Annotated in this window: 20 protein-coding genes and 1 pseudogene; 7 read left to right on the forward strand and 14 right to left on the reverse strand. The window is 68.9% G+C overall.

Annotation, left to right across the window (positions count from 1 at the left end):
• Positions 1–175 (forward strand): annotated as a pseudogene (locus CIW48_RS34295) (dihydrofolate reductase); the annotation flags it as partial.
• Between the two features lie 773 nt (positions 176–948).
• On the opposite strand, the gene CIW48_RS34300 reads toward CIW48_RS34295, so the two are convergent.
• The 9 genes from CIW48_RS34300 to CIW48_RS28090 form a co-directional block, all read right to left on the reverse strand.
• Positions 949–3054 carry a hypothetical protein gene (locus tag CIW48_RS34300; protein WP_246695449.1) on the reverse strand — a complete coding sequence of 702 codons (2106 nt, stop codon included), beginning with the start codon at positions 3052–3054 and terminating at the stop codon, positions 949–951.
• 77 nt (positions 3055–3131) lie between these two features.
• Positions 3132–4358, reverse strand: a complete 1227-nt coding sequence (locus CIW48_RS28055) for a pyridoxal phosphate-dependent aminotransferase (protein ID WP_149313707.1) — start codon at positions 4356–4358, stop codon at positions 3132–3134.
• A 4-nt stretch (positions 4359–4362) separates the two neighbouring features.
• Positions 4363–5061: a glycosyltransferase family 2 protein gene (locus CIW48_RS28060; protein WP_149313708.1), complete on the reverse strand. Its 699-nt coding sequence runs from the start codon at positions 5059–5061 to the stop codon at positions 4363–4365.
• A gap of 3 nt (positions 5062–5064) precedes the next feature.
• A complete protein-coding gene (locus tag CIW48_RS28065; protein WP_149313709.1) occupies positions 5065–6117 on the reverse strand; it encodes a radical SAM protein in 1053 nt (350 codons plus the stop codon).
• Positions 6114–7472: a glycosyltransferase 87 family protein gene (locus CIW48_RS28070; RefSeq protein WP_149313710.1), complete on the reverse strand. Its 1359-nt coding sequence runs from the start codon at positions 7470–7472 to the stop codon at positions 6114–6116. The genes CIW48_RS28065 and CIW48_RS28070 overlap by 4 nt, the downstream gene beginning before the upstream one ends.
• Positions 7469–8212, reverse strand: a complete 744-nt coding sequence (locus CIW48_RS28075; protein WP_149313711.1) for a DUF2064 domain-containing protein — start codon at positions 8210–8212, stop codon at positions 7469–7471. The genes CIW48_RS28070 and CIW48_RS28075 overlap by 4 nt, the downstream gene beginning before the upstream one ends.
• Before the next feature lie 19 nt (positions 8213–8231).
• Positions 8232–8762 (reverse strand): hypothetical protein, encoded by a 531-nt coding sequence (locus tag CIW48_RS28080; RefSeq protein WP_149313712.1) that lies wholly within the window; start codon positions 8760–8762, stop codon positions 8232–8234.
• Positions 8759–9532: a molybdopterin-dependent oxidoreductase gene (locus tag CIW48_RS28085; RefSeq protein WP_149313713.1), complete on the reverse strand. Its 774-nt coding sequence runs from the start codon at positions 9530–9532 to the stop codon at positions 8759–8761. The genes CIW48_RS28080 and CIW48_RS28085 overlap by 4 nt, the downstream gene beginning before the upstream one ends.
• Positions 9529–10188, reverse strand: coding sequence for a cytochrome b/b6 domain-containing protein (locus CIW48_RS28090; protein ID WP_149313714.1), 660 nt, complete (start codon positions 10186–10188; stop codon positions 9529–9531). The genes CIW48_RS28085 and CIW48_RS28090 overlap by 4 nt, the downstream gene beginning before the upstream one ends.
• A gap of 170 nt (positions 10189–10358) precedes the next feature.
• Between CIW48_RS28090 and CIW48_RS28095 the strand changes: the two genes are divergently transcribed.
• Positions 10359–11345 (forward strand): AraC family transcriptional regulator, encoded by a 987-nt coding sequence (locus CIW48_RS28095; protein WP_149313715.1) that lies wholly within the window; start codon positions 10359–10361, stop codon positions 11343–11345.
• Between the two features lie 611 nt (positions 11346–11956).
• Positions 11957–12913 carry an alpha/beta hydrolase gene (locus CIW48_RS28100; RefSeq protein ID WP_246695451.1) on the forward strand — a complete coding sequence of 319 codons (957 nt, stop codon included), beginning with the start codon at positions 11957–11959 and terminating at the stop codon, positions 12911–12913.
• A 61-nt stretch (positions 12914–12974) separates the two neighbouring features.
• Here CIW48_RS28100 and CIW48_RS28105 read toward each other — a convergent pair whose 3' ends face one another.
• A complete protein-coding gene (locus tag CIW48_RS28105; RefSeq protein ID WP_149313716.1) occupies positions 12975–13745 on the reverse strand; it encodes an SDR family NAD(P)-dependent oxidoreductase in 771 nt (256 codons plus the stop codon).
• Between the two features lie 241 nt (positions 13746–13986).
• A complete protein-coding gene (locus tag CIW48_RS28110) occupies positions 13987–14676 on the reverse strand; it encodes an SDR family NAD(P)-dependent oxidoreductase (protein ID WP_149313717.1) in 690 nt (229 codons plus the stop codon).
• Between the two features lie 100 nt (positions 14677–14776).
• Here CIW48_RS28110 and CIW48_RS28115 point away from each other — a divergent pair, with 100 nt between their 5' ends.
• Complete coding sequence (locus CIW48_RS28115; protein ID WP_149313718.1) at positions 14777–15709, forward strand: LysR family transcriptional regulator; 933 nt, start codon at positions 14777–14779, stop codon at positions 15707–15709.
• 14 nt (positions 15710–15723) lie between these two features.
• On the opposite strand, the gene CIW48_RS28120 is transcribed toward CIW48_RS28115, so the two are convergent.
• From CIW48_RS28120 to CIW48_RS28130, 3 genes are all read right to left on the reverse strand, one after another.
• The gene (locus tag CIW48_RS28120; protein WP_149313719.1) at positions 15724–16440 is read right to left on the reverse strand and encodes an SDR family oxidoreductase; all 717 of its coding nucleotides are present in this window, start codon (positions 16438–16440) and stop codon (positions 15724–15726) included.
• A gap of 55 nt (positions 16441–16495) precedes the next feature.
• Positions 16496–17170, reverse strand: coding sequence for a peroxiredoxin-like family protein (locus CIW48_RS28125; RefSeq protein WP_149313720.1), 675 nt, complete (start codon positions 17168–17170; stop codon positions 16496–16498).
• Between the two features lie 81 nt (positions 17171–17251).
• Positions 17252–17887, reverse strand: a complete 636-nt coding sequence (locus CIW48_RS28130) for a glutathione binding-like protein (protein WP_149313721.1) — start codon at positions 17885–17887, stop codon at positions 17252–17254.
• A 121-nt stretch (positions 17888–18008) separates the two neighbouring features.
• Between CIW48_RS28130 and CIW48_RS28135 the strand changes: the two genes are divergently transcribed.
• The 3 genes from CIW48_RS28135 to CIW48_RS28145 all read left to right on the forward strand — a co-directional run bounded on the left by CIW48_RS28135 (position 18009) and on the right by CIW48_RS28145 (position 20703).
• Positions 18009–18914: a LysR family transcriptional regulator gene (locus CIW48_RS28135; protein ID WP_149313722.1), complete on the forward strand. Its 906-nt coding sequence runs from the start codon at positions 18009–18011 to the stop codon at positions 18912–18914.
• A gap of 97 nt (positions 18915–19011) precedes the next feature.
• The gene (locus tag CIW48_RS28140; protein ID WP_149313723.1) at positions 19012–19782 is read left to right on the forward strand and encodes an enoyl-CoA hydratase/isomerase family protein; all 771 of its coding nucleotides are present in this window, start codon (positions 19012–19014) and stop codon (positions 19780–19782) included.
• Positions 19783–19848: 66 nt separating this feature from the next.
• The gene (locus CIW48_RS28145; RefSeq protein ID WP_149313724.1) at positions 19849–20703 is read left to right on the forward strand and encodes an alpha/beta hydrolase; all 855 of its coding nucleotides are present in this window, start codon (positions 19849–19851) and stop codon (positions 20701–20703) included.
• Positions 20704–21042: the final 339 nt, after the last annotated feature.

Raw genomic sequence — 21042 nt, forward strand, 5'->3', positions numbered from 1 at the left:
GGTCCGCCAGTATTTACTCGCGGGCGCAATCGATGAATTGCACTTGGCGGTGTCGCCGGTCGTTCTTGGCCGGGGCGAGCACCTGTTCGCAGACATCGATCTGCCAGGCCTCGGCTATCGGGTGACGGAGACAGTCCCAACGGAGCTGGTAACCCACATCGTTCTGACGCGCTGACGTAGGAAGCGGCTCGACCGGCGCATCAACGTCAAATACCGATCCGAAGCAAGCCTTCTTGCGTCATATGGGCGCGTTGGGCCACGTCGCGGCAGACGCTGATCGACAGCACCTTGAGGCCGCAGCCGCCTATTTAAGAGGTTTGCGCAGTCCCGCGCCAACGACAGGATTTCGCCGTAAGCGGAATGGCTGCTCTGGAAAAGGTCTGCTCGAATAGCGGACAGCCTCCTTCCGACCCAGCGCGGACCCTCGGAAGGTCCGCTTCGGGACAGCGTGGCGGACGAAGACCTGCGACCTGAGCGGGTGGAGGCTGTGTGAAAACGCGGACGCGGTAGAAGGATCGCCCCTCGAAGACACCGGGTAGAGCTGGAACAGGCTTCCCGACTGCGATGTCGGAATGTGGCCGCGCAGGCGGGCACGTATGCGGGTCACTCTGATCGCTTGGCCGTCGCGCATCCGCTTAATTCAACCGAGTTTCTCGCAAATGCGGCACGCGCGGTGCCCAAGCGCCCAGCGAGATTCGGTCGCTGCTCGCTCCAGTCTGGACAAGGAGTGCAGAGTGGGCGTTTGGTCCGCCCATCTCCGCAATGGGCGTGCCGAAACAGGCGAGCCACGCGCGTCCTTCCTCGGTCACCTCGCCGGCCCCGTCGCCGAGCACCAAAAAGCTGCGCGCCACCAATGCGTCCGCTATCCCGACGCGTCCGCCGATAGAGTCGTAACAGGTTAGAGCCTCCCGCAACGCCGGACTGACCCTTTGGCACGAGGGGCCATCGTCATGGGGACGACATGCCGGTTTGGTTGCCGTGCGCCGCGTCGATGATGTCGTCCATGACCAGTTGGCTCAGCGCGCAGATGAAGGATGACAGCCGGTATCCGTCGTGGCGCGACAGCGCATTGTCGAAGGCGCGCACGTTCCAGAACGGGTCGTTGGCCAGCGTGACCGGGGCGATGCCGGTCAACGGCAGCCCGTGCTGGAAGCGCACCGCGGGTGACCCCTGACCCTCGGCCCCCGCCTCCGGCGGTGCCAAGTCCTGGCTGTCCCACCCGAGACCACCTTCCTTCACCCGCCGTCGACGCGCGCGGATCAACCAACCGTTCGCGCGCGGGCAGTCGATGTCCGCGTCGGCCAGTGTGGCGTAGGCGTGGTGCCGCTCTGAGCCGGTTGCCGCCAAACCGAGCATCTCGTGGGTCGTGCCGAACGGTGCGCCCGAGGGCCGCGCGTCGGCGAGCACGCCGGCGGCCGGTCGCGGCGGGTCGAGGTTACCGATCGTGTGCGACTCCTCCGGCAGGCTGATCTGGAACGGGAAGGTCGCGGCCAGGACCGACAGTGTCCGCAGGGGCAACGTGAGAACGCTATCGAGGAGGTCCGCCTCGCGTGGGACCGCGCAGCTCATGCCGCGGGGTGGCCTGTGTTCAATGCGCGCGGCCGCTCGTTCGAGAAAGCCCGCGGCGGGCCGGAAGTCGAACTTGAAGGTGGGGAACAGGTCGTGGGTCGCCCAATCGTAGTCCACGCCGGCGTTGAACATCGCGTCGGTGCCAGCGAGCCGCTGCCGGATGCGTGCCCGGGCGTCCTGGAAGCCGTCGTCGACGTCGAGGCCAATCCAGGCGCAATCGCCCGGCCGCAGCCCGCCCGCCGGGAAGGCGAGCGCCGCGGTGACCGACATTACCACCGGGCGCTGGTCCATCGGGAACAGGCCGCTGTCATGCGCCACCTCCCCGGGTGTGGCGCCCGAGTCGGCAGGCGTCGCGACGCGCTCCCACACGGCGCGTTGGACCGCCGTCCACTTGCTCGCTTCGGCGGCCGGGTTGATGAGCACCACGAGGTCGCCAAGCACCGGCGGCATCGCTTCGCCGAACCGATGACGCCGCACGGCCTTAAGGAGGTCGTCCTTGAGGCCGGTCGCCAGCATGTTGCCGCCGAGGCTATGGCCGGCCACGACGAGCTTGTTGTGCCGGTTGGCCCCGTCGGGGCCCGGCCGCCTCAACGCCGCCTCCAGAGTGCGCAGCGCGGATATGGCCGCGGGTGCGACCGCCTCGCTGACGGGTTTGCGGTCGAACAGGGTCGCAGCCGCGGAGAGCTCGCCGAAGAAGCCACCGAGCGCCGCCCCGAACTTGTCGCGCAGGCCGCGCTCGTCGACCCGGGCACCGCGCCAGCCGACGTAGACCGCAGTGACGTCCATCCCGCAGGCGGCGGGATCGCTCCGGCAGCGGTCGCGCAAGAAGCGGGCGGCGTGCGCTGCGTAGAAGCGCAGGTCCGCGACGTTGGCGTCGCCGACCTGGGCATCGTGGCGCCAGCCGTGGATGAAGGCGATGACGTAGTGACGTCCGGTGGCCAGGTGCTGCGTCAGAGCGTCGAGCTGCGTGATGACCGGCTTGAGCCCCGTAGCCGGCGCGCCGCGGGCATGCATCTCGCCCTCCATCGCGTGGCGCAGCATGGCGCTGTCGATGGCGACGTCGCTGCCGCCGGCGCGCGACACGAGGGCGTAGGGCTCGCCGTCCTCTTTGAACTCCAGGAAGCCGAGTGTGTACTCCAGCGGCCGCTCGCCGCGCGCGGACGGGATGACGTGGCGCTGCAGGGCGCACCGTAGTCGCGTCCGCCAGCGCCGGTCGTCGCGGAGCGCGCCCTCGTCGTTGGTCGTGTCGCGCCAGCCGTCGCCGTCGAGCATGGACGACATCGGGACGCCGCGGCCGACCTCACTGAGGACGGTCCAGCCGGTCCGAAGGCCCTCGCTGCACTCCGGGACAGCCGGATCGAGGTCGCGGTAGGCGCGAGCCTGCGGCGTCGAGAGCACGCCGTAATTCAGAAACAGGATGCCCAGGGCGAGCAGCGCAGTGGCGATGACGCCGAGCCTGAGCCCGCGGACAAGACGTCCCGCCACTCGCAATGCTCCGCCCAGGACCACACCCAGGCGCCCGACGGGTTTCGCGAGGTTCCGGTCGCGCTCCGGGCGGGCTCTCATCGGCGCGAGCGCTGTTGCAGGTGATCCTCAAGGATTTCGAGCGCCGCACCGCTGCCGCGCCGGCCGAGGCCGAGGCGCAGGCGGTCCGCCGGGACCGGCGCCAACGACGAACGCCACAACACGGAAGGCAATAGAAGCAGGCCCACCTCTGACGCGACCGCCCGCGCGAACGCGGCTGCGCCCTCCCGCCCGCGGAAACGGGGAAAGGCGAAGGCCAGATTCCTCGGTTCGTCCGGCTCGAACCGTTCTGGATGGCGATCGAGCAGGGCGCGCAGTCGGCGATGGTTGCCGCGACCTGTGGCGCGGGCGCGCCCGGTGATGCGCGGCTCGGCCCGCAACGCGATATGCGCGAGGACCTCGCTCGGGCCGGCGAGGCAGCTCGACAACAGGCTCTTGATGGCTAGAACGCGTTCGAGCACAGCGCGGTCTCGGCAGGCAACCCAGCCAACGCGCAGGCCCGGCAGCCCGAAACCCTTCGAAAGCCCGTTGATCGAGATCCCGCGCTCGTACACGTCGACGACTGGCGGGATGGCACCCTCCGGGTTCGCGTCCGTCTGGCGATAGACCTCGTCATTGACAAGCCAGAGCCCGTGCCGGCGGCAGAGGTCGATCAAGCCAGCCAGGGTCGTCCGGTCCAAGGTCGCACCTGTCGGGCTGTTAGGGAAGTTCACCAGCACCAGCCGCGTGTTCGGCCGGATCACGCTGGCGAGGTGGTCCAGGTCGAGCGTCCAATGCCGGTCCGAACTCAGGGCGACCCCATCCGCCGCGCATAAACTCGTCACGACAAGCTCGGAGGGTTGGTAGATCGGCACCACCACCACCGCATGGTCGTCCGGGCCGAGCAACGCGCGCAGAACGCAGGCCACCGCTTCCTGTGCGCCGGCACTGACGAGCACGTCATGGGCTTTCACGCCGACGTAGCGCTCAGCGACCGCAGCGCGTAACCAGGAGGCGCCGCGCGGGTCGGCATAGCCGAGGTCCGCGTTCCGCCAGCGCTTTACATCCTCCGGACCGGCGAGACGCAGCAGCGCGGCGAGTGAAAGCGACTGCGAGTCCGACGCGGCGAGGTCGTGGTGCGCGCATGTCGACCAACGAGCCAGGTATGCCGCCAGCGCGAAGGACCGCCCGGGCGTGGGCCCGTGTCTCGGCGATCTGAGGAGGGCGCGGTCTTCGCGCGTGTCGCCTGCCCAACCGCCCAGTGCGGAGTCTGCGTCGAACGCCATGACCTTACGCTCTCGGTGCCGGGCTCGCGGCGACGCGCAGGTAGGTCGCGCCGATCCGCGTTGCAGCCCGCACCGTGCCACCAAGCGAACCCGCGACCTTCGAGGATCCGCCCCGCCGGCGCCGGTAGGGCATCGGCACCTCGCGGATGCGCAAACCTGCGCGCGCGGCCTGCATCTGCATCTCGATGTTCCAGCCGTAGGTCAGCTCGCGGAGGTCGAGGGCCTGCAGCGCGGCGCGGTCGATGGCGCGGAAGGCGCACATGTCGGTGTAGCGGACGCCGTAGCGCAGGCTGATGCCGAGGCCGGCGAGCCGACCGGCGAGCACTTGGTGCCAGAGCATCGATCCGGGCTCGCGGCTCCCCAGGGTGCGCGAGGCGAGGACGAGGTCTTGGCTGCCGGCGAGCACCGGCCCGACGATCCGGTCGATCAGGTCTCCGCGATCGGCGCCGTCACCATCGAGGTAGACGATCACGCGCGAGGCCGGGGCGGCCGCGGCCGCTCCGAGCGCACAAGCCCGACCGTAGCCGCGCCCGGCCTCGATCACCCGGGCGCCCGCGGCCCGGGCGATGGCCTGCGTCCCGTCGGTAGAGCCGCTGTCGGCGACGACGACGTCGGCCGCGTAGGCCGGCGGGATCTCGCGGATCACCGCGCCGATCGTCTCAGCCTCGTTCAGGGTCGGGATGACGATGCTGACCGGGTGCATCGCTCAGAGACTCCAGCGCAGGCCGCAGTTCCGGCACGGGGCGGGCGGCGCGTCGGAGAGGAGCGATGTGCGGAAGTCGCGATAGGCCGCGCCGTTCCAGATCTCCCGGAGCGTGGCCTGGGTCGCATCGCCCAGTGTGTAGTTGGCGTAGCCGCGCACCGAGAACGGCGCGATGCAGCAGGGCAGCGCCCGTCCGTGGGCGGTGAAATACATCAGGGACCAGGGTCGCCGACAGGTGGCCCAGGCGCGGTCATCCTGCCGCTTCAGGCTGATCCCCGGCTCGGTCGCGCCCGAGGCGTCGAGCGTCACCCCCAGGGAGCGGCCCAGGGCCTCGGCCTCGGCGATCGCCGCGGTCTCCTCGGCCCGCGCGCTCTCGAACAGCGACAGGTCGGCGCGGGCCATACCGTACCCGGCCTCGTCGAAGACGAGGCGCTGCAGGTGCACCTCGGTCACGCCCATCTCGGCGGCGAGCCGCACGAAGGTCGGGAGCTGGTCCACGGTCTCCTTGAGGCCCGTCAGCCAGAGCGAGACCCGGGGCGTCGTGGCGCCGGACGCCTTCTGGAACGCGACGAACTTTCCGACGTCGCGCACGATGCGGTCGAAGAAATCCTTGCCGCGCACCCTGCGGTACGAGGCCCGGTCGGCGGCGTCGAGGGACACGCGCAACTCGTCAAGACCGGTGTCGATCAGCTCCCGGAAGCGCTTCGGCTGCATCAGGGTGCCATTGGTGTTGAACAGGACGTAGGTGCCGCGATCCTTGAGGTAGCGGACCATCCGCGGCAGGTCCTTTACCAGCATCGGCTCGCCGACCCCGTGGAGCACGACCCGGGCGACGTTCGGCACCTGGTCGACGATCCGCGTGAACAGATCCCAGCTCATGTCGGCCGGGGGCTCCAGGGTCTCGAAGGTGCGCGGGCAGGTCTCGCACAGCAGGTTGCAGCGGTTCGTGACCTCCAGATAGAGGCAGACCGGCGGCGCCAAGGCCTCGGAGGCGCGGTCGGCACCGATCGCCTCGAAATAGCGGCGCGGATCCTTCAGGGCGGCTGAGGCCGTCATCGGGCGGTTCCTTCCGGGAGAGCGGCGAGGGGTGAGGTGCGGGCCTGCCACAGCGCGCGGGCGGCCAGGACGAGGGCCGGGACGAAGACCAGCGACGGCCAGAGGAAGCGGTCGTTGAACGGATCGATCAGGAACAGGATCGGCGCCGCGCCGAGCCAGATCAGGGCCGGGGCCGGGGCGACCACCGCGGGCAGCGCCAGCCAGGGGTAGTACCAAGCGTAGTGCGGGCTCGCCGCGCAGGTGGTGAGGGCTGCGAGGAGCCCGGCATCGCGGCACAGCGCGACCGCGTCGGGCGCGGGTGCCCGGTCCCGGCCGAAGGCGATCCGGAGCGCGAGCGCCGCGAGCGTCAGGCCGGCGCAGACCAGATAGGTCCGCAGCAGGCCCGGGGGGCTGAGCCCGAGATGGCCGAGCCCGGCGAGCAGCCAGTAGCCCGCGCCGGTCTCGTACCCCTCCTCGGCCCCGTAGCCCCCGGCGAAGCCGAGCACGTTCGCGCCGGCGCCGAGATAGGGCAGGTAGAGGACCGCGATCACGGTCGCCCCGACGAGCATTGGCCGCCACAGCCGGCCACCGCGCACGAAAGCGGGTGCCACCGCGACGGGCAGCAGCTTCACCAGCGTCGCCGCGCCAAGCAGCGCGCCCGCGAGCCCGTACCGACGGCAGGTGCGGGCGAGCAGCGCGAGGCCGAGGAGGCCGATCGCCACGGCGTCGACGTGCCCGTCGCAGGCGAAGGACCACAGGGCGAGCGGGTTCCAGGCGTAGATCAGGATGCGGGCCGACGGCAGGCCGGCGCCGCGCAGGATCGCGAGCATCGCCAGCACGCCCAGGGCCTCGAAGCCCAGCATCGTGAGTTTCATCGCGGTGACGCCGTGCGAGACTTGGCCCACAGCGGCGAAGACCATCTGCGCCGCGGGCGGGTAGATCGTGCGGGCGTAATCCTTCCGGTTGATCAGCGGGTAGACCGCCGGATCGCGCAACTGTTCGAGGGCCGGATCGGCCGGGATGTAGCGGTAGGGGTTGATCCCGGCGGCCTGGACCTGCCCGTCCCAGACGTAGCGATAGATGTCGCTCGACAGGAACGGTGGCGCCGGCAGTAGCGCGGCTCGCATCAGCACGGCGACGCCGAGGATCGTCCACAGGGCGGCGCGTGGCAGCCGCTCCCGCAGCACCAGGCGCACGGCGAGGAGGTAGAGCCCGAGCCCAACCGCGACCACGCCGACGAAGACGTTGGCGCGGGTGACCGAGCCGACCGTGTCGGCGCCCGGCACGTGGATCGCGAGCGCGCCGACATTCACGACGAGCAGCGCGAGGCCGAGGGCCGCGAGCCGGCGCATGGGGCTGGCGAGAAGCCGGGTCATGCCGGCACGGCCTCCGACGTCTCCGCGAGCCGCGCCAGGACCGCGCGCGTCGCCGGGGCGGCGTAGCCGGTCCTGTCGGCGGTGAGCCGGGCGAGCGAGGCCGCGTCGTCGACGTCGTACCAGGGCTCCAGCTCGACGAGGGCGAGGCCGATCTCGCGCGCCCGGGCGCGGGTGGCGGCCGCGACGGTGTCGGTGCTCCAGGCGATGTCGGCGAACAGGCGGGCATGGGCCTGCTTGAGGCCGAGGATGTAGTAGCCGCCGTCGTCGCACGCGCCGAGCACGGCCCGATCTCCCGGCGCGAGCAGGATCCGGGCGGCCTGGACGAGGCGGCGCGTGGGCAGCGTCGGGATGTCGGCGCTGAGCACGCAGGCCGCCGCATGGCCCTCCGCGAGCATGCCTCCGACGGCCTGCAGCAGGCAGAGGCCGAAGCCCTCGACCGCCGCCGAAGCCGGTATGTCGCCGTCGGCCGGGACGAGCCGCGTTCGGCGGGCGAGGTGTGGGACCACCAGCGCCTCGGCGCCGCGCGGCGCGTAGGCCGCGTAGGCGGCGATCGGCGCGGCGCGCGCCGCCTCCAGGATGTTGGCGGTCGTATCGCGCAGGAAGGCAGCGCTCAGGAGCGCGGCCTGGTCGGGACTCAGCGGCGGGCACAGCCGCGTCTTGGAGCGGCCGCTGCGCGGCGCCTTGGCCATCACGCCGATCGCGCAGGTGGCGGACGATGCGGATGTCGGTCTCGGTAGCATCTCCAAGTCTCCTCCGCGCTCAGTGGAAGGGCCGGACGATCCCGATGCGGAGCGTCTCGTCCGGCGGGATCACGGTGGCCGAGTTGGGCGCGAAGGTCGGCAGCGCGTGCAGGCGCTCCGGCGTCAGGCCCATGAGGGCGACGTGCTCGCCGAGGAGCGCCACCGCCTCGACCGGCACGGCCACGAGCCGGGATCCGACCCCGCTCCAGGCGACCGGCTGGAGTCCAAGCCAGGTCAGCCCGAGGATGCCGTCGAGGCGCACGATCACGTCGACGCCGCCGTCGTTGCGGCGGACGAGCCCGGTCACGCGGCCGAGCACGGGCTGGGATTCCTCCGGCTGGAGCAGGAAGCGGCCGGGGAGATCGCCGGCGCGCACGGGCTGAGGAAACCGGTCGGCGGCGCGGCCCGCCATCTCGGGGGCGGTCATACCGGGCTTCGGCATGTGGTCGGGGGTCGGCGAGGGACCGGCCGTCTGCGCCCGCCCCGGCCCGACAAGGGCTAGGGTCAGCAGCACGGCGCCCAAGCCGCTCAAAAGCACGCGGGCGCTCATAGACCGGCGAACCAGCTGAATCCGCGGCTCTCCCAGTAACCGCCGGGATAGGTGTTGGTGACCTCGATGGCCGTGATCCATTTCGGGTTCTTGAAGCCGAGCTTGACCGCAGTGCGCAGGCGCAGCGGGTACCCGTAGGGGTCCGGCAGGTCCTGGCCGGCGTAGCGGGTGGCGAGCAGCGTCTGCGGGTGCAGCGCGCTGGCCATGTCGATGCTGCTCGGGTAGTCGTCCGCCGTCTTGAAGGCGACGTACTTGGCGGTGAGGTCGGCGCCGACCCGCTCGAGGAACGCGCGGAGCGGCACGCCCGACCACTGTCCGATATAGTCCCAGCCCTCCACGCAGACGTGGCGGATGATGATCTCGCGCTCGGGCAGTTCTGCGATCTGCCGGCGCGTCCAGGGCCGCTTGTCGGAGATCAGCCCGGCGAGCTCGAGCCGCCACACCTCGCCGTCGATCGGCTTGACGTCCTCGACATCGTAGTAGGCGTTGAAGCGCGGCGGTTTCAGCACCTGGGAGGCGGGGTACTCGGGCGCGAGCTTGTGGGGATCGAAGAGGGCAGCCTGGACGCCGTCGTTGAAGTCGGAGACTGCGCGCAGCGCCCGACCGACCGCGGTCGTGTCGGTCACGTCGCAGCCGGTGAGCATGGTGAGCGCGCCCAGCGTCAGGCCGCCGCGCAGCAGGCCGCGCCGCTCGATCTGCCGGACCAGGGGCCTGTGGTCGTCGAGGATGCCGGGATCCGGCACTTTGAGGGGGCGGAAGGGCGACCTCATCGCGTCGCCTCCCGCGCCACGGCCGGGAGGGCCGGACGGCGGACCGGGCCGCCGGTCAGCATCGCCCACAGCGTGCGCGGTACGAGCAGGGCGAGCACGACGTGGATGGCGAGGAAGCCCGCCAGCACAGCCATGCCGGCGAAGTGGACGAAGCGCGCCCCCTGGAAGCCGCCGAGCAGCGCGACGAGACCCGAGAACTGGACCGGCTTCCAGATGGCCAGGCCGCTGACGACCTGGCTGATGCCGGCCAGGATGGCGACGATGTAGAGGATCTTCTGGACAGCGTTGTAGGTCGTCAGGTCCTCGTGGGCGAGCTTGAGCCGCAGCGTGTCGCGGACCGTCTGCACGATGTCGCGTGGCCGGATCGGCAGGAGACGCTCGCGCAGGCGCCCGGTCGCGACGCCGTAGACGAGATAGGCGCCGCCATTGGCAACCAGCAGCCACATGGCGGCGAAATGCCAGAGCAGGCTCTCGGCCGCCCAGGACCCGAGCCGGATCGCCTTGGGGAAGTACACGCCGTGGATGATGACGGAGTCGTCGTAGATGCCCCAGCCGGAGCCGATCAGCACCACCATCGCCGCGGCGTTCGTCCAGTGCATGATCCGCACCGGCCATGGGTGCAGGCGAGGGGCGGATATGATCGAGTTCACCCTCATGATAACGGCATCCCTCGTGTATTTACATCGAATGTATGGATTTTTGGTGATATATGGGATCGATAAGCCTCATCAGATGACGCTTAATCAGATTTACGTCATCGTATTGACCTCTGTAATCCGTTTTTGACGCTGATATTTATGCACTGCTAGGGGCGTTCGGAGGTTAAATGTCCTGCAATATTCTTTCACGTCTGTTGACGACTTTGTCTGTGCAGGTTCATGCGTTCGCATTCTGTGAGATCCAGACCGGGTGGGAGCTGGCGAAGAACGGCATGGCCGACGCGATTCTGGTCCATTACGTTCTCGCGGGCTCCGGAATGATCGCGGTCGAAGGTCAGGAGCCTCAGAGCTTCGGACCGAATTGCATGGTGATCCCACCTCGCGGCATGCGGCACTCGATTGGTTTCGCCGGAGCCACCCGAACGGTTACGGCCGAAAACGCGCGCAGAACTCTTCCGGATGGCCTCATCGCATTGACCGCCGGAGATGGAAGTCGGGACATCTTGCTGGCCTGTGGATCCATCTCGGCGCGGTATGCCGGCGCGCTCGGTCTTTTCGACCGGCTGCACGATGCGTTGATTGAAGATTTATCTAACAGTGACAGATTACGTCACGCTTTCGCTTTCATGATCGAGGAGCTCGTCCAGCCAAGTCTCGGAACGCAGGAGGTGACGAGTGCACTCATGAAGCAGTGCCTGGCGATCCTGCTTCGGATCCATCTGAAGGAGAAAGGCGCGCGATCGCCGATCTTCGAAGCACTGCGCGATCCGAGGCTGGTCCCGGCGATCGCGGCTGTCCTCGATGCGCCCGGAGCGCAGCACACGGTCGATAGCTTGGCTGCGCTCTGTGGAATGAGCCGTTCCGGCTTCGCGGAGCGCTTCTCCTCCACCTTCGGTGAGGGTCCAATCGAGTATCTGCAGCGGGCGCGCCTTCAACTGGCAGCCAAGCTGCTGACGTCCTCGCCCATGCCCGTGAAGGTCATCTCCGAGAGCGTCGGTTACGCCAGCCGCAGTTACTTCTCGCACGCCTTCAAGGCCGCTTACGGGTGCGATCCGAGCGCCTACCGCGCTCAAGCCATGAGCGCAGCCCGATTGCTGGAACCACAGCCCGGCCTCGGGATCGATGTCGCTCGGCCGGACGCCGAACGGTCTTGAGCACGCAGGCTGGTGGAGTTCTTCCGGGTCGGACACGAGCACCAAGGGCACTGTCACCATCAACGTCGGACAGTCTCGTCAGAAATTCGCACCCGTGGAAGCCGTCCGGCGTGCGTTATCGTTCAAATCTGGTGCTGTGGCTCGGTCTAGCTGGTTTGAGAAAGCAAATCCGCCTATAGACAATGCGTGGAAGTGATGACCCGAATCTCGGCGGGCGGGCTGCATTCGCGAAACGGCTTACGGCCATTTGATAATGCGAGAGTCTGAGATCCGCGCTCTTTGATATGCACGGCGTTTCCGGAGAAATGCCGCTCATCAAGGCTGAGAAATCTTGGTATCAGGACCTGCCGCATCGCTCGATCATGCCCGGCGCGAACGAGTCGCCGATGCTTGGCTTGATTGGGCCGATGATCTGATCCGGTGAAATGACAGCCTACTAGACGAAGACGAACATCGAATGCTGCATAACGACCTTCTTGGCGGACGATCGAAGTCGGCCGCCTGAATCCGTGCCGTCCTTGGACATCATGGCGCTTCGGGTGTTGAGCGCGTGGGCGTACGGCTCCTGGCCCGCTGCCGAGTCAGGAACAGAGTCGCACAGTAATTCCTGCATGAACCTGAAGACCACAGATGCGGGTCTGCAGGCTGGATGTTCTGCCGCCCAAGATACGAAAGGACATGTCATGCCATCGGTCCTCGCGCCCGGCGCGCACAGCATCGCCGTGGACGGTATAGATCAACATTACCACGTCTCAGGCGCCGGACCCTATTGCATCGTGCATGCCGGTGGCCCCGGCATCGAGGCCAGCTACTTGCGATTGCCTCTGCTCGAAGAGAACCTGACCATGGTGTATCTGGACCCGATCGGCACAGGATCGTCCGGACACCTCGCGACCCATCCCCACGGATACAGCGTAAACCGCTTCTCCGAACAGCTGCTCGCGTTCATCGACGCGGCCGGTATTCCCGATCCCTACCTGCTCGGCCACTCGCACGGCGCCTTCGTGGTGCTGGAGGCGGCGCTCAAACGGTCGGGAGGACTCGCTGGCCTGATCCTGTATGCGGGCGCTGCCTACACGGGCGGCACCTTCATGACCGATGCGAGCGCTGAGATCGCCGCCTTCGTCGCACGCCATGCGGGCACGACGGAAGCCGAAGCGGTCGAGAGGGCCTGGGCCTCGATTCCCTCCATCCGCACGGACGCAGCCTACACGGCGGCCATGCGCGACCTCCTGCCGGCCTATGTCTCGGACTTCCGGCGCTGGCCCGACAGCCTCGAGACCCTGCAACGCCGGCTCCGGGCGACCCTGCTGGTCGGCGATGGCCAAGCCTTCGACGTTCGCGACCGCCTTGCCACTTTGCAGGTTCCGGCGCTCGTCGTCACCGGAACCGACGACTTCATCCTCGGCCCGCGCCACGCGGCGCTGCTGGCGGATCTGCTACCGCGGGCGCAGCTCAGGATCTTCGAGCAGAGCGGCCACTTAGCCCATATCGAGCAGGCCCGCGCGTTCGCGGAGGCCGTCCTTCGCTTCACGGGGAGTCCAGGCCGCGCGTTGCCCGGCGTATGACGGCCGTGCGCGCCTGAGGATCCCCGGCCTCGGGCGCTCCACCGAGGCGCTGCGGACCTGTCTAGGGCAGCGGTACACCGGACAGCGTCGCGCACCGGTGCAGCAGAGCCTCCTGCAGCCCGACGCTCTCGGTGCCGGGCGCCGGCGGTTTCTTGCGCTGGTGATAGAAGTACCGGCCCGTGACATGGGTGGCCGGGTCGTCCCCGACCGCCAGCCACGCCTGGGTCACGGGCGCGGCGGCCATATCGTCCGGCGCACTGGGACCGCCCATACGCGTCGGTACCCAGCCCGGTTCGAGGGCGTTCGACCGCACCGCGGGCCAGCGTCGTGCCACGCCGAAAGCCAGCAGGACGTCCAGGAACTTCGTTTCCGCGTACGCCTGCGATCCGCTCCAGCGCCGACTGCTCCATTGCAGGTCGTCCATGTCCGGGATCCCGCCCGGATGCATGCCCGAGCTCAGGTAGACGAGGCGGTCGGGCTTCTCCATCAAGGCCGTGAGCACGTAGGGCGCCAGGACGTTGATCGCGAAGAGATGGCTCAGACCATCCTTGGTTACGATCCGGTGCGCCTCGCGATAGCCGATGCCGACATTATGGATGACGGCGTCGAAGCGCCCAATCGCGTTGGCCTGCTCGGCCACGGATCGCATGCCGGCGATCGTGACGACATCGCCGATGACGATCTGGGCCGCGTTCGGAAGCGTCCGTCGCGCAACCTCGCCGCGATCGGCGTTCCGCGCATGCAGCACGACCTCATGGCCCTCGCAGGCCAGGCGCTGGCCCGCCATGAGCCCGAGGCCGTCCGACGATCCGGTGATGAGGATGCGGGTCATCGTCGGCCTTTCACCAATGCCTCAGCCACGACCGGCGTCGGCGGTCGCCACAGCGGCGCGGCTGCCCTTCTATCGTGCATCGCGAATGCCGGCTTGGCAGCACCGCTTCGTGCGATGTCGGGCCGCTCTGCGCGGCAACCGGAGCCGTTCCGGTCACCGACCGTCACCGATCCCCTCTGGTGGACGCTGCCTGCCGCGGTGCGTAGGTGGCGAACGTCCGGCTCGCCTGGCGGGCAGCCGGTCACCAGGGAAGCGGATTGTTGAACCGGTCGACGTAGCGCAGCCCGGCCAAGCCGCGGTTCGCCGCGATCATATCGACCACGCGCGGGATGCTTTCCTCGACAGACAGAGTCGCGTCGCCGCCGCCCATCTCGGTGCGCACCCAGCCGGGGGCGACGAGGAGCAGGGCGTGCCCGTCGTCGGGGTGCTTCGCCGCATAGCCCTTCATGAGCATGTTGAGGGCGGCCTTGCTGGACGCGTAGAGCTGCCAGCCGCCGGTGGCATTCGCGATGCTCCCAAGCTCGGAGCTCATAATCCCGAGGGTGCCGCCGGCCGGCACCAGATCTCGCAGCAGTTCGACCGCGCGCACTGGCGAGAAGGCGTTGGTCAGCATCATGTCGAGAAAGTCCGCCTGGCGCGCGTCGACCGGGCTGGCCTCGATCGCGCGCGCGATGCCGGCATTGATGAACAGGACCTCGACGCGTCGACCGCTCAAGCGCTCGCGCAGCGCGCGAACCGAGCCCGCGTCGTTGATATCGACCGGCTGGATCTCGAGGCTGTCGGGGAAGCGGTTTGCGAGCGTCTCGAGCTGGTCGGAGCGGCCGCGTGCCGTTGCGATCACGCGCCACCCGCGCCCAAGCCACTCCCCCGCGAGGGCGAGACCCAGTCCGCGCGAGGCGCCGACGACGAGCGCCGTGGATTGCCCTGTCATGAGAGCCTCCTCTGAATTGCTTCGGCCCTATGTGGCGCAGCAGCGCGCGAGAAATTAGCGTCGTTCTGTCAGATCATTCCGGACGTGGAGTCATGGAACGATGCCGTACGATGGCCGGCTGCTGGCCGGCGTGACGATCCTGATGGCGGTGGTCGAGGCCGGGACGATGACCCGGGCCGCCGAAGCCCTCGGGCTCACCCAGTCGGGTGTGGGACGTGCCATTCAGCGTCTGGAGACCCGCGTCGGCGTGCGCCTGCTCGATCGCACGACCCGGACCTTGCGGCTCACCGACGAGGGGCGACGCTTCTGGGAGCGGGTCGGCCCGCATCTCGACGGGATCGAAGCCGCGGCCCTGGAGGCGGCGGGCAGTGCTCAGACGGTGCGCGGCCGTCTGCGCGTGAATGTCGATCCGTTCTTCTCGCGCCTGGTCCTGTCGCGGGAACTGACGCGCTTCCTCGCGATCCATCGCGAGCTGCGGCTCGAACTGATCATGCGCGACCAGATCGGCGATCTCGTCGCCGACGGGTTCGATATGGCGCTCCGGTTCGGGGATCCGCCGGTGGCGGGCTTCACCGCGCGCAAGCTCCTGGAGACGCGGATCCTGACGGTCGCGGCGCCGGCATACCTGGCTGCGCATGGCCGCCCCGCGCACCCGCGCGACCTCCGCGAGCACGCCTGCATCGATTATCAGGATCCGTTGACGGGCCGTCCCTTCGCCTGGGAGTTCCGTCGTGGCGACCAGGTCGTGCCGGTGCGGCAGCCGGCGCGCCTGATGGTGTCGGACGTCGAGACGATGATAGGCGCCTGTTGCGAAGGCGCGGGGATCGCGCAGGTCATGCAGCTCGGCAGCCGGAACATCGTAGCGAGCGGCAAGCTCGTCGAGATCTTCCCGGACTGGCCCGACGAGACCTTTCCCCTGTACGCGATCTACCCGTCGCGCCAGCATCGCGCCGCCAAGGTCCGCTCCTTCACCGAATGGTGCCTACAACTGGTCGGCGGCGACAACGAACTCGATGCCGCCGCGACCCGGTGAGCCGCGTTCGGGGGCTACAGCGCCGCCCGGCCGATCGAGGCACCGCCATCGACGTAGAGGGTCTGCCCCGTCATGAACGCCGCACCGTCCGACATCAGGAACGCGATTGCTGCTGCGATCTCCTCCGGCCGCCCGAAGCGGCCCATCGGCACCCCGGCGAGGTAGCGCGTCTCGCCCTCGCTGCCCGGCGGGTTGTTCGCCCGGAACAGCTCGGTCTCGGTCGGGCCCGGCGCGACTGCGTTGACGGTGATCCCGGTCGTGGCGAGCTCTAGCGCCCAGGAGCGTGTGAAGCTGACGAGCGCCGCCTTCGCGGCCGCGTAGGCTGTGCGCTCAACGCTGCCGAGTACGGTCAGGCTGGCGATGTTGACCACCCGACCCCAGCCGCGCTGGCGCATGCCCGGCAGGGTCGCCTGCACGGTTTGGACCGCCGGGTGGAGGTTGACGCGCAGGACTTCATCCAGCGCGGGGATCTCGACCGCCCCGAGCCGCTGTGGCCGGACCAGTCCGACATTGTTGACCACGCCGTCGAAGGCGAAGCGCTCGGTCAGGTCCGCGAGGACCGCGGTGGTGGCCTCACCGTCAGCGAGGTCGACTGGCACGAGCGTGCCGGGGAAGCCGTCGAGGCTGCCGCGGGCGAGGCCGACGACGTGGTGCCCCTCACCGGCGAGACGGTGGGACAGCGCCAGCCCGATGCCCTTGCTGGCACCGGTCACGAGAAATGTGCGGGACATCCTGGATCTCTTTCGAGTTGCGTGGCCGCCGACGCGGCCCGGGCGCGGTGTTCGGTCAGGCGGGAACGGAGGCGACGCGGCGGAGCGCCGGCAGCATGTCCTCGGGCTCGGGGCGGCGGGTGTAGTCGGGGTTCACCTCGGCGTAGAGGATCACGCCGTCCTGCCCGACGACGAAGCGGCCGGGCATCGGCAGGGTCCAGCTCGGGTCGCCATTGAACGCCGGCAGGTCGTTCCTCAGGCCCTTGTAGAGGTCGACCAGGTAGTCGGGCAGGGCGAAGCGCAGGCCGAACGCGGCCGCGACGTCGTTGTTGGGGTCCGACAGGATCGGGAAAGCGAGCCCGTTCTGGCGGACCGACTTCCGGCTGTTGGCCGCCGTCTGCGGCGAGACGGCGACGAGGCTCGCCCCGAGCCGCTCGAAACTCGGCAGCGCCTCCTGGAGCGCCTTGAGCTCCATGTTGCAGTAGGGGCACCAGACGCCTCGGTAGAAGCTGATGACGAGCGGTCCGCGCGGCAGCAGGTCGGCGGACGAGACGGGCTGGCCGTCCGGGTCCCGCAACGTGAACGCCGGGGCCCGGTAGCCGGCCCTCAGGGCACGGGTCGCGGCCCCGGAGGCGATCAGCTCCGCGGTGGCCCGGTGCATCGTCGCGATGACCGAAGGAGGCACGTTGTAGGGGGGCTTGCCGGCCTCGAAGTCGGCCTTGAACGCGTCGAGCTTGGATTGCAGGGTCATGTGTCCGCTCCTCGGTGGATGGTGGTCGGAAAGGCGTCGCGGCTGCCCGGTGCGCCTCGACGTCCGGCTTGGGCCGGTCCCTCAGGCCTGGGGTACGAGGGCGTTCACCCGCTCGATTGCGCGGCGGACGGCGGGCCGCGCGGCGACCGCGTCGTACCAGCGGCCGACATGCGGCGTGGCCTCGAACCCCACCCCCGCGAACTCGCGGCGCCAGAGCCAGCCGAAATGGGCGATGTCGGCAACGGTGAAGGCGTCGCCGGCGACGTAGGGGCGCTCGGCCAGGATGCCGTCGAGCACGCCCAGCGTCCGGTTCGCCTCCGCCGAGAAGCGGGCGATGGCCAGCGGCTGCAGCTCGGCGGCCTGGCGCTGGAAGAAGCCCGCCTGCCCGAAGGCCGGGCCGAGCCCGGAGGCGTGGAAGAACAGTTGCTCGAACACGCGCGCCCGCCCCTCGCCGTCCGTTGGCATCAGGCGGCCGCTCGTCTCGGCCAGGTAGACCAGGATCGCGGCCGACTCCGTCAGGACCAGCCGGCCGCCGGGCGCCGCGGGGTCGACCAGCACCGGCACCTTCGCGTTCGCGTTCAGCGACACGAATTCGGGTGCCTTCTGCTCGCCCCGGCGGACGTTCACGCCGTGCAGGACGTATGTGAGGCCAAGCTCCTCCAGCGCGATGAGGACCTTGACGCTGTTGGGCGTGGCGAAGGCGTAGACCTCGAACATGTCCGCATTGCTCCGGGGGGCCACCGCGACTGCGCGGTGTGGATGTCCGGATTGATGCCTCATCCCCGATGGACAGGGCATGCGGCCGAAGGCGATAACGCTCATTCCAGGGAGGAATGGCTTGGACCGGTATCAGGCGATGGCCACCTTCGTACGGGTCGTTGAGTCGGGCTCATTCTCTGGCGCCGCCCGGCTCTTGAACGTCGGCCAGCCTGCCGTCTCCAAGACGATCGCGCAGCTGGAGAACCGCCTGCAGGTCAGCCTGCTCGTCCGCTCGACCCATGGCCTGAGCCCCACGGAGGCAGGCCTGCGCTTCTACGAGCGGGCCCAGGCCGCCATCGCCGAGGCGGACGAGGCCGAGTGCGCGGCCCGTGGCGCGGGCGCCGGGCTCTCGGGCCGGTTGCGCGTCTCGGCGGCGACCACCTTCGCGCGGCTCCATGTGGTGCCGATACTGCCGCGCTTTCTCGCCGAGCACCCGGACCTCAACATCGAGATCATCCTCGACGACAGGGTAATCGACCTCGTCAGCGAGGGGGTTGACCTGTCGCTGCGCATGGGCGCCTTGCCGGACTCGACAGCCGTCGCACGCAAGCTCGCGACCGGCGCGCGCTCGGTCCTCGCCACCCCCGGCTATCTCGCCCGCGCAGGCGAGCCGCTCAGCCCGGCGGACCTCGCCGGGCACCAGGCGGTGATCTACAGCCAGCTGCCCGATATCTGGTCCTTCACCCGGGCCGGGGCTGAGGCCTCGGTCGCGGTGCAGGGCCGCGTGCGGGTGAGCGCGGCCGAGGGCCTGCGGGCTGCAGTCCTGGCCGATATCGGACTCACCGTCACGTCGGACTGGATGTTCGCCCCCGAGTTGGCGAGCGGCGCGGTGCGGCGGCTGCTTCAGGCCTGGACGCTGCCCCCGATCGATCTCTGGGCGGTCTTCCCGACCGGCCGCATGGCTAGCGCCAAGGCACGGCTCTTCGCCGGCTTCGTCGAGGCAGCCATGGCCGAAACCCGGGCGGATCATTCCACGGCGGCATAAGCCTTATCGCTCCGCGCCGTCATCCGTCGCCAGACGGAGCCGTCTACCTCGTCTTCATGCCGACCGAATGGGGCCGGCCACCACGAGGACAGCACCCATGGCCCGTTTCGACACTTACCGCGACGCCTTCTCCAACGCCCGCCTGACCCGCAAGCCGAACGGCGTGTTGGAGGTCATGCTTCACACCGAGGGCGGCAAGCTCGTCTTCGACGGTCACACCCACGAGCAGTTCGTCGACCTGTTCCACGCCATCGGCGAGGACCGCGACAACCGGGCGGTGATCCTGACCGGGGCGGGCGACGCGTTCATGGACGCGATCAGCCCCGAAGGCTTCGATTTCTTCACGCCGCAGGGCTACGACAAGATCCTGCGGGAGGGCCGCAAGGTGCTCGGCAACATCCTCGACATCGAGGTGCCGATGATCGCCGCGCTGAACGGCCCGGTCCTGCTGCACAGCGAGTACGCACTGCTCACCGACATCGTGCTGGCGACGCCCGAAACGGTCTTCCAGGACAAGCCGCATTTCGAGTTCGGCATCGTGCCGGGCGACGGCATGCACATCCTGTGGCCCGAGGTGATCGGCTCGATCCGCGGGCGATACTTCCTGCTGACGCGGCAGGTTTTGGAAGCCGAGACCGCTAAGGACTGGGGCGTGGTCAACGAGATCGTACCGCGGGATCAATTGCTGGCGCGGGCGCACGCGATCGCGGACGGCATCGCTGCCCTGCCGCCACTCACCGGCCGCTACACCCGGATCGCGCTGACGCAGCGCCTGCGGCGGCTCGTCGAGGAGGGAACCGGCTACGGCCTCGCCTTGGAGGGCATCAGCGCCGCCGACGTGGCGCGGACCTTGGCCGCCCAGAACTGACTGAGCGCCCGATCCGAACCACCCCACGGCGTGTCGGGCTGCATCGCCGACACCGGAGGACAAACGATGACCCAGACCGCCTATCACACCGCCGACGTCGACGGCTTCGATATCTTCTACCGGGAGGCCGGCGACCCGGCGAAGCCGGCGCTCCTGCTGCTGCACGGCTTCCCGTCCTCAGGTCACATGTTCCGCGACCTGATCCCGCTGCTGGCGGAACGCTTCCACCTCGTCGCCCCCGACTTGCCGGGCTTCGGCCTGTCGGAAATCAAGCCGCGCGACACCTTCACCTACACCTTCGACGCTCTCGCGAAGGTCATCGGCCGCTTCACTGAGGTGGTCGGGCTGAAGACTTACGCGCTCTACGTCTTCGACTACGGCGCACCCACTGGCTTCCGCCTGGCCATGACGCATCCGGAGCGGGTGACCGCCATTGTCTCGCAGAACGGCAACGCCTACGAAGAGGGGCTGAGCGAGGGCTGGAACCCGATCCAGCGCTACTGGCGCGACCGGAGCGACGCCAACAGGCAGGCGTTGCGCGAACTACTGACCCCCGCCTCGATCCGCTGGCAATACGAGCACGGCGTGCCGGACACCTCTTTGGTCTCGCCCGACGGGAGCGCCCTCGACGCGTGGTACATCCAGCGACCGGAGGTCGACGAGATCCAGCTCGACCTGTTCGGCGACTACGCCAGCAACGTGGCGCTCTACCCCGACTTCCAGGCCTACTTCCGCACCCAGCGGCCGCGACTGCTGGCCATATGGGGCCGCAACGACCCATTCTTCCTGCCGGCCGGCGCGGAAGCATTCCGGCGCGACATCCCGGATGCCCAGCTAAGGTTCCTCGAGACGGGGCACTTCGCCTTGGAGACGCATGCCGCCGTCATCGCGGAGGCCATCACGAGATTCTTAGGCGCTTGAACGAAGATCTGCGCAGGTCTTCAGCGGCGTGCCTTGCTGCAGGCATTGAAGGAACGGCCGGCTCTGAATGGGCGGCCGTTCCCGGAAAGCCCGCTCGCGGCTGTGGCAAATCCGTAACCGACTTCCGCTTTCGAGCTACGGTCGCAAACCGCAGAACGACCGGTATGGGCGGATTTCGTTGAAAAACTCGGGACCGCGCTGAAAGAGCGCTGCGGCCCGCCCCAGAAGGAGAATGTTCTACTATAGCCTTGCCCGACACTCGCCGAAACGGCGGCAGTGATCAGCTATGAAAGACAGAAATTCTCCGGGGCGCCGCTTTGGATGAAGCCTGAAAAGCCG

Source organism: Methylobacterium sp. P1-11 (assembly GCF_008329595.1).
In the GTDB taxonomy this organism is placed as follows: Bacteria; Pseudomonadota; Alphaproteobacteria; order Rhizobiales; family Beijerinckiaceae; genus Methylobacterium.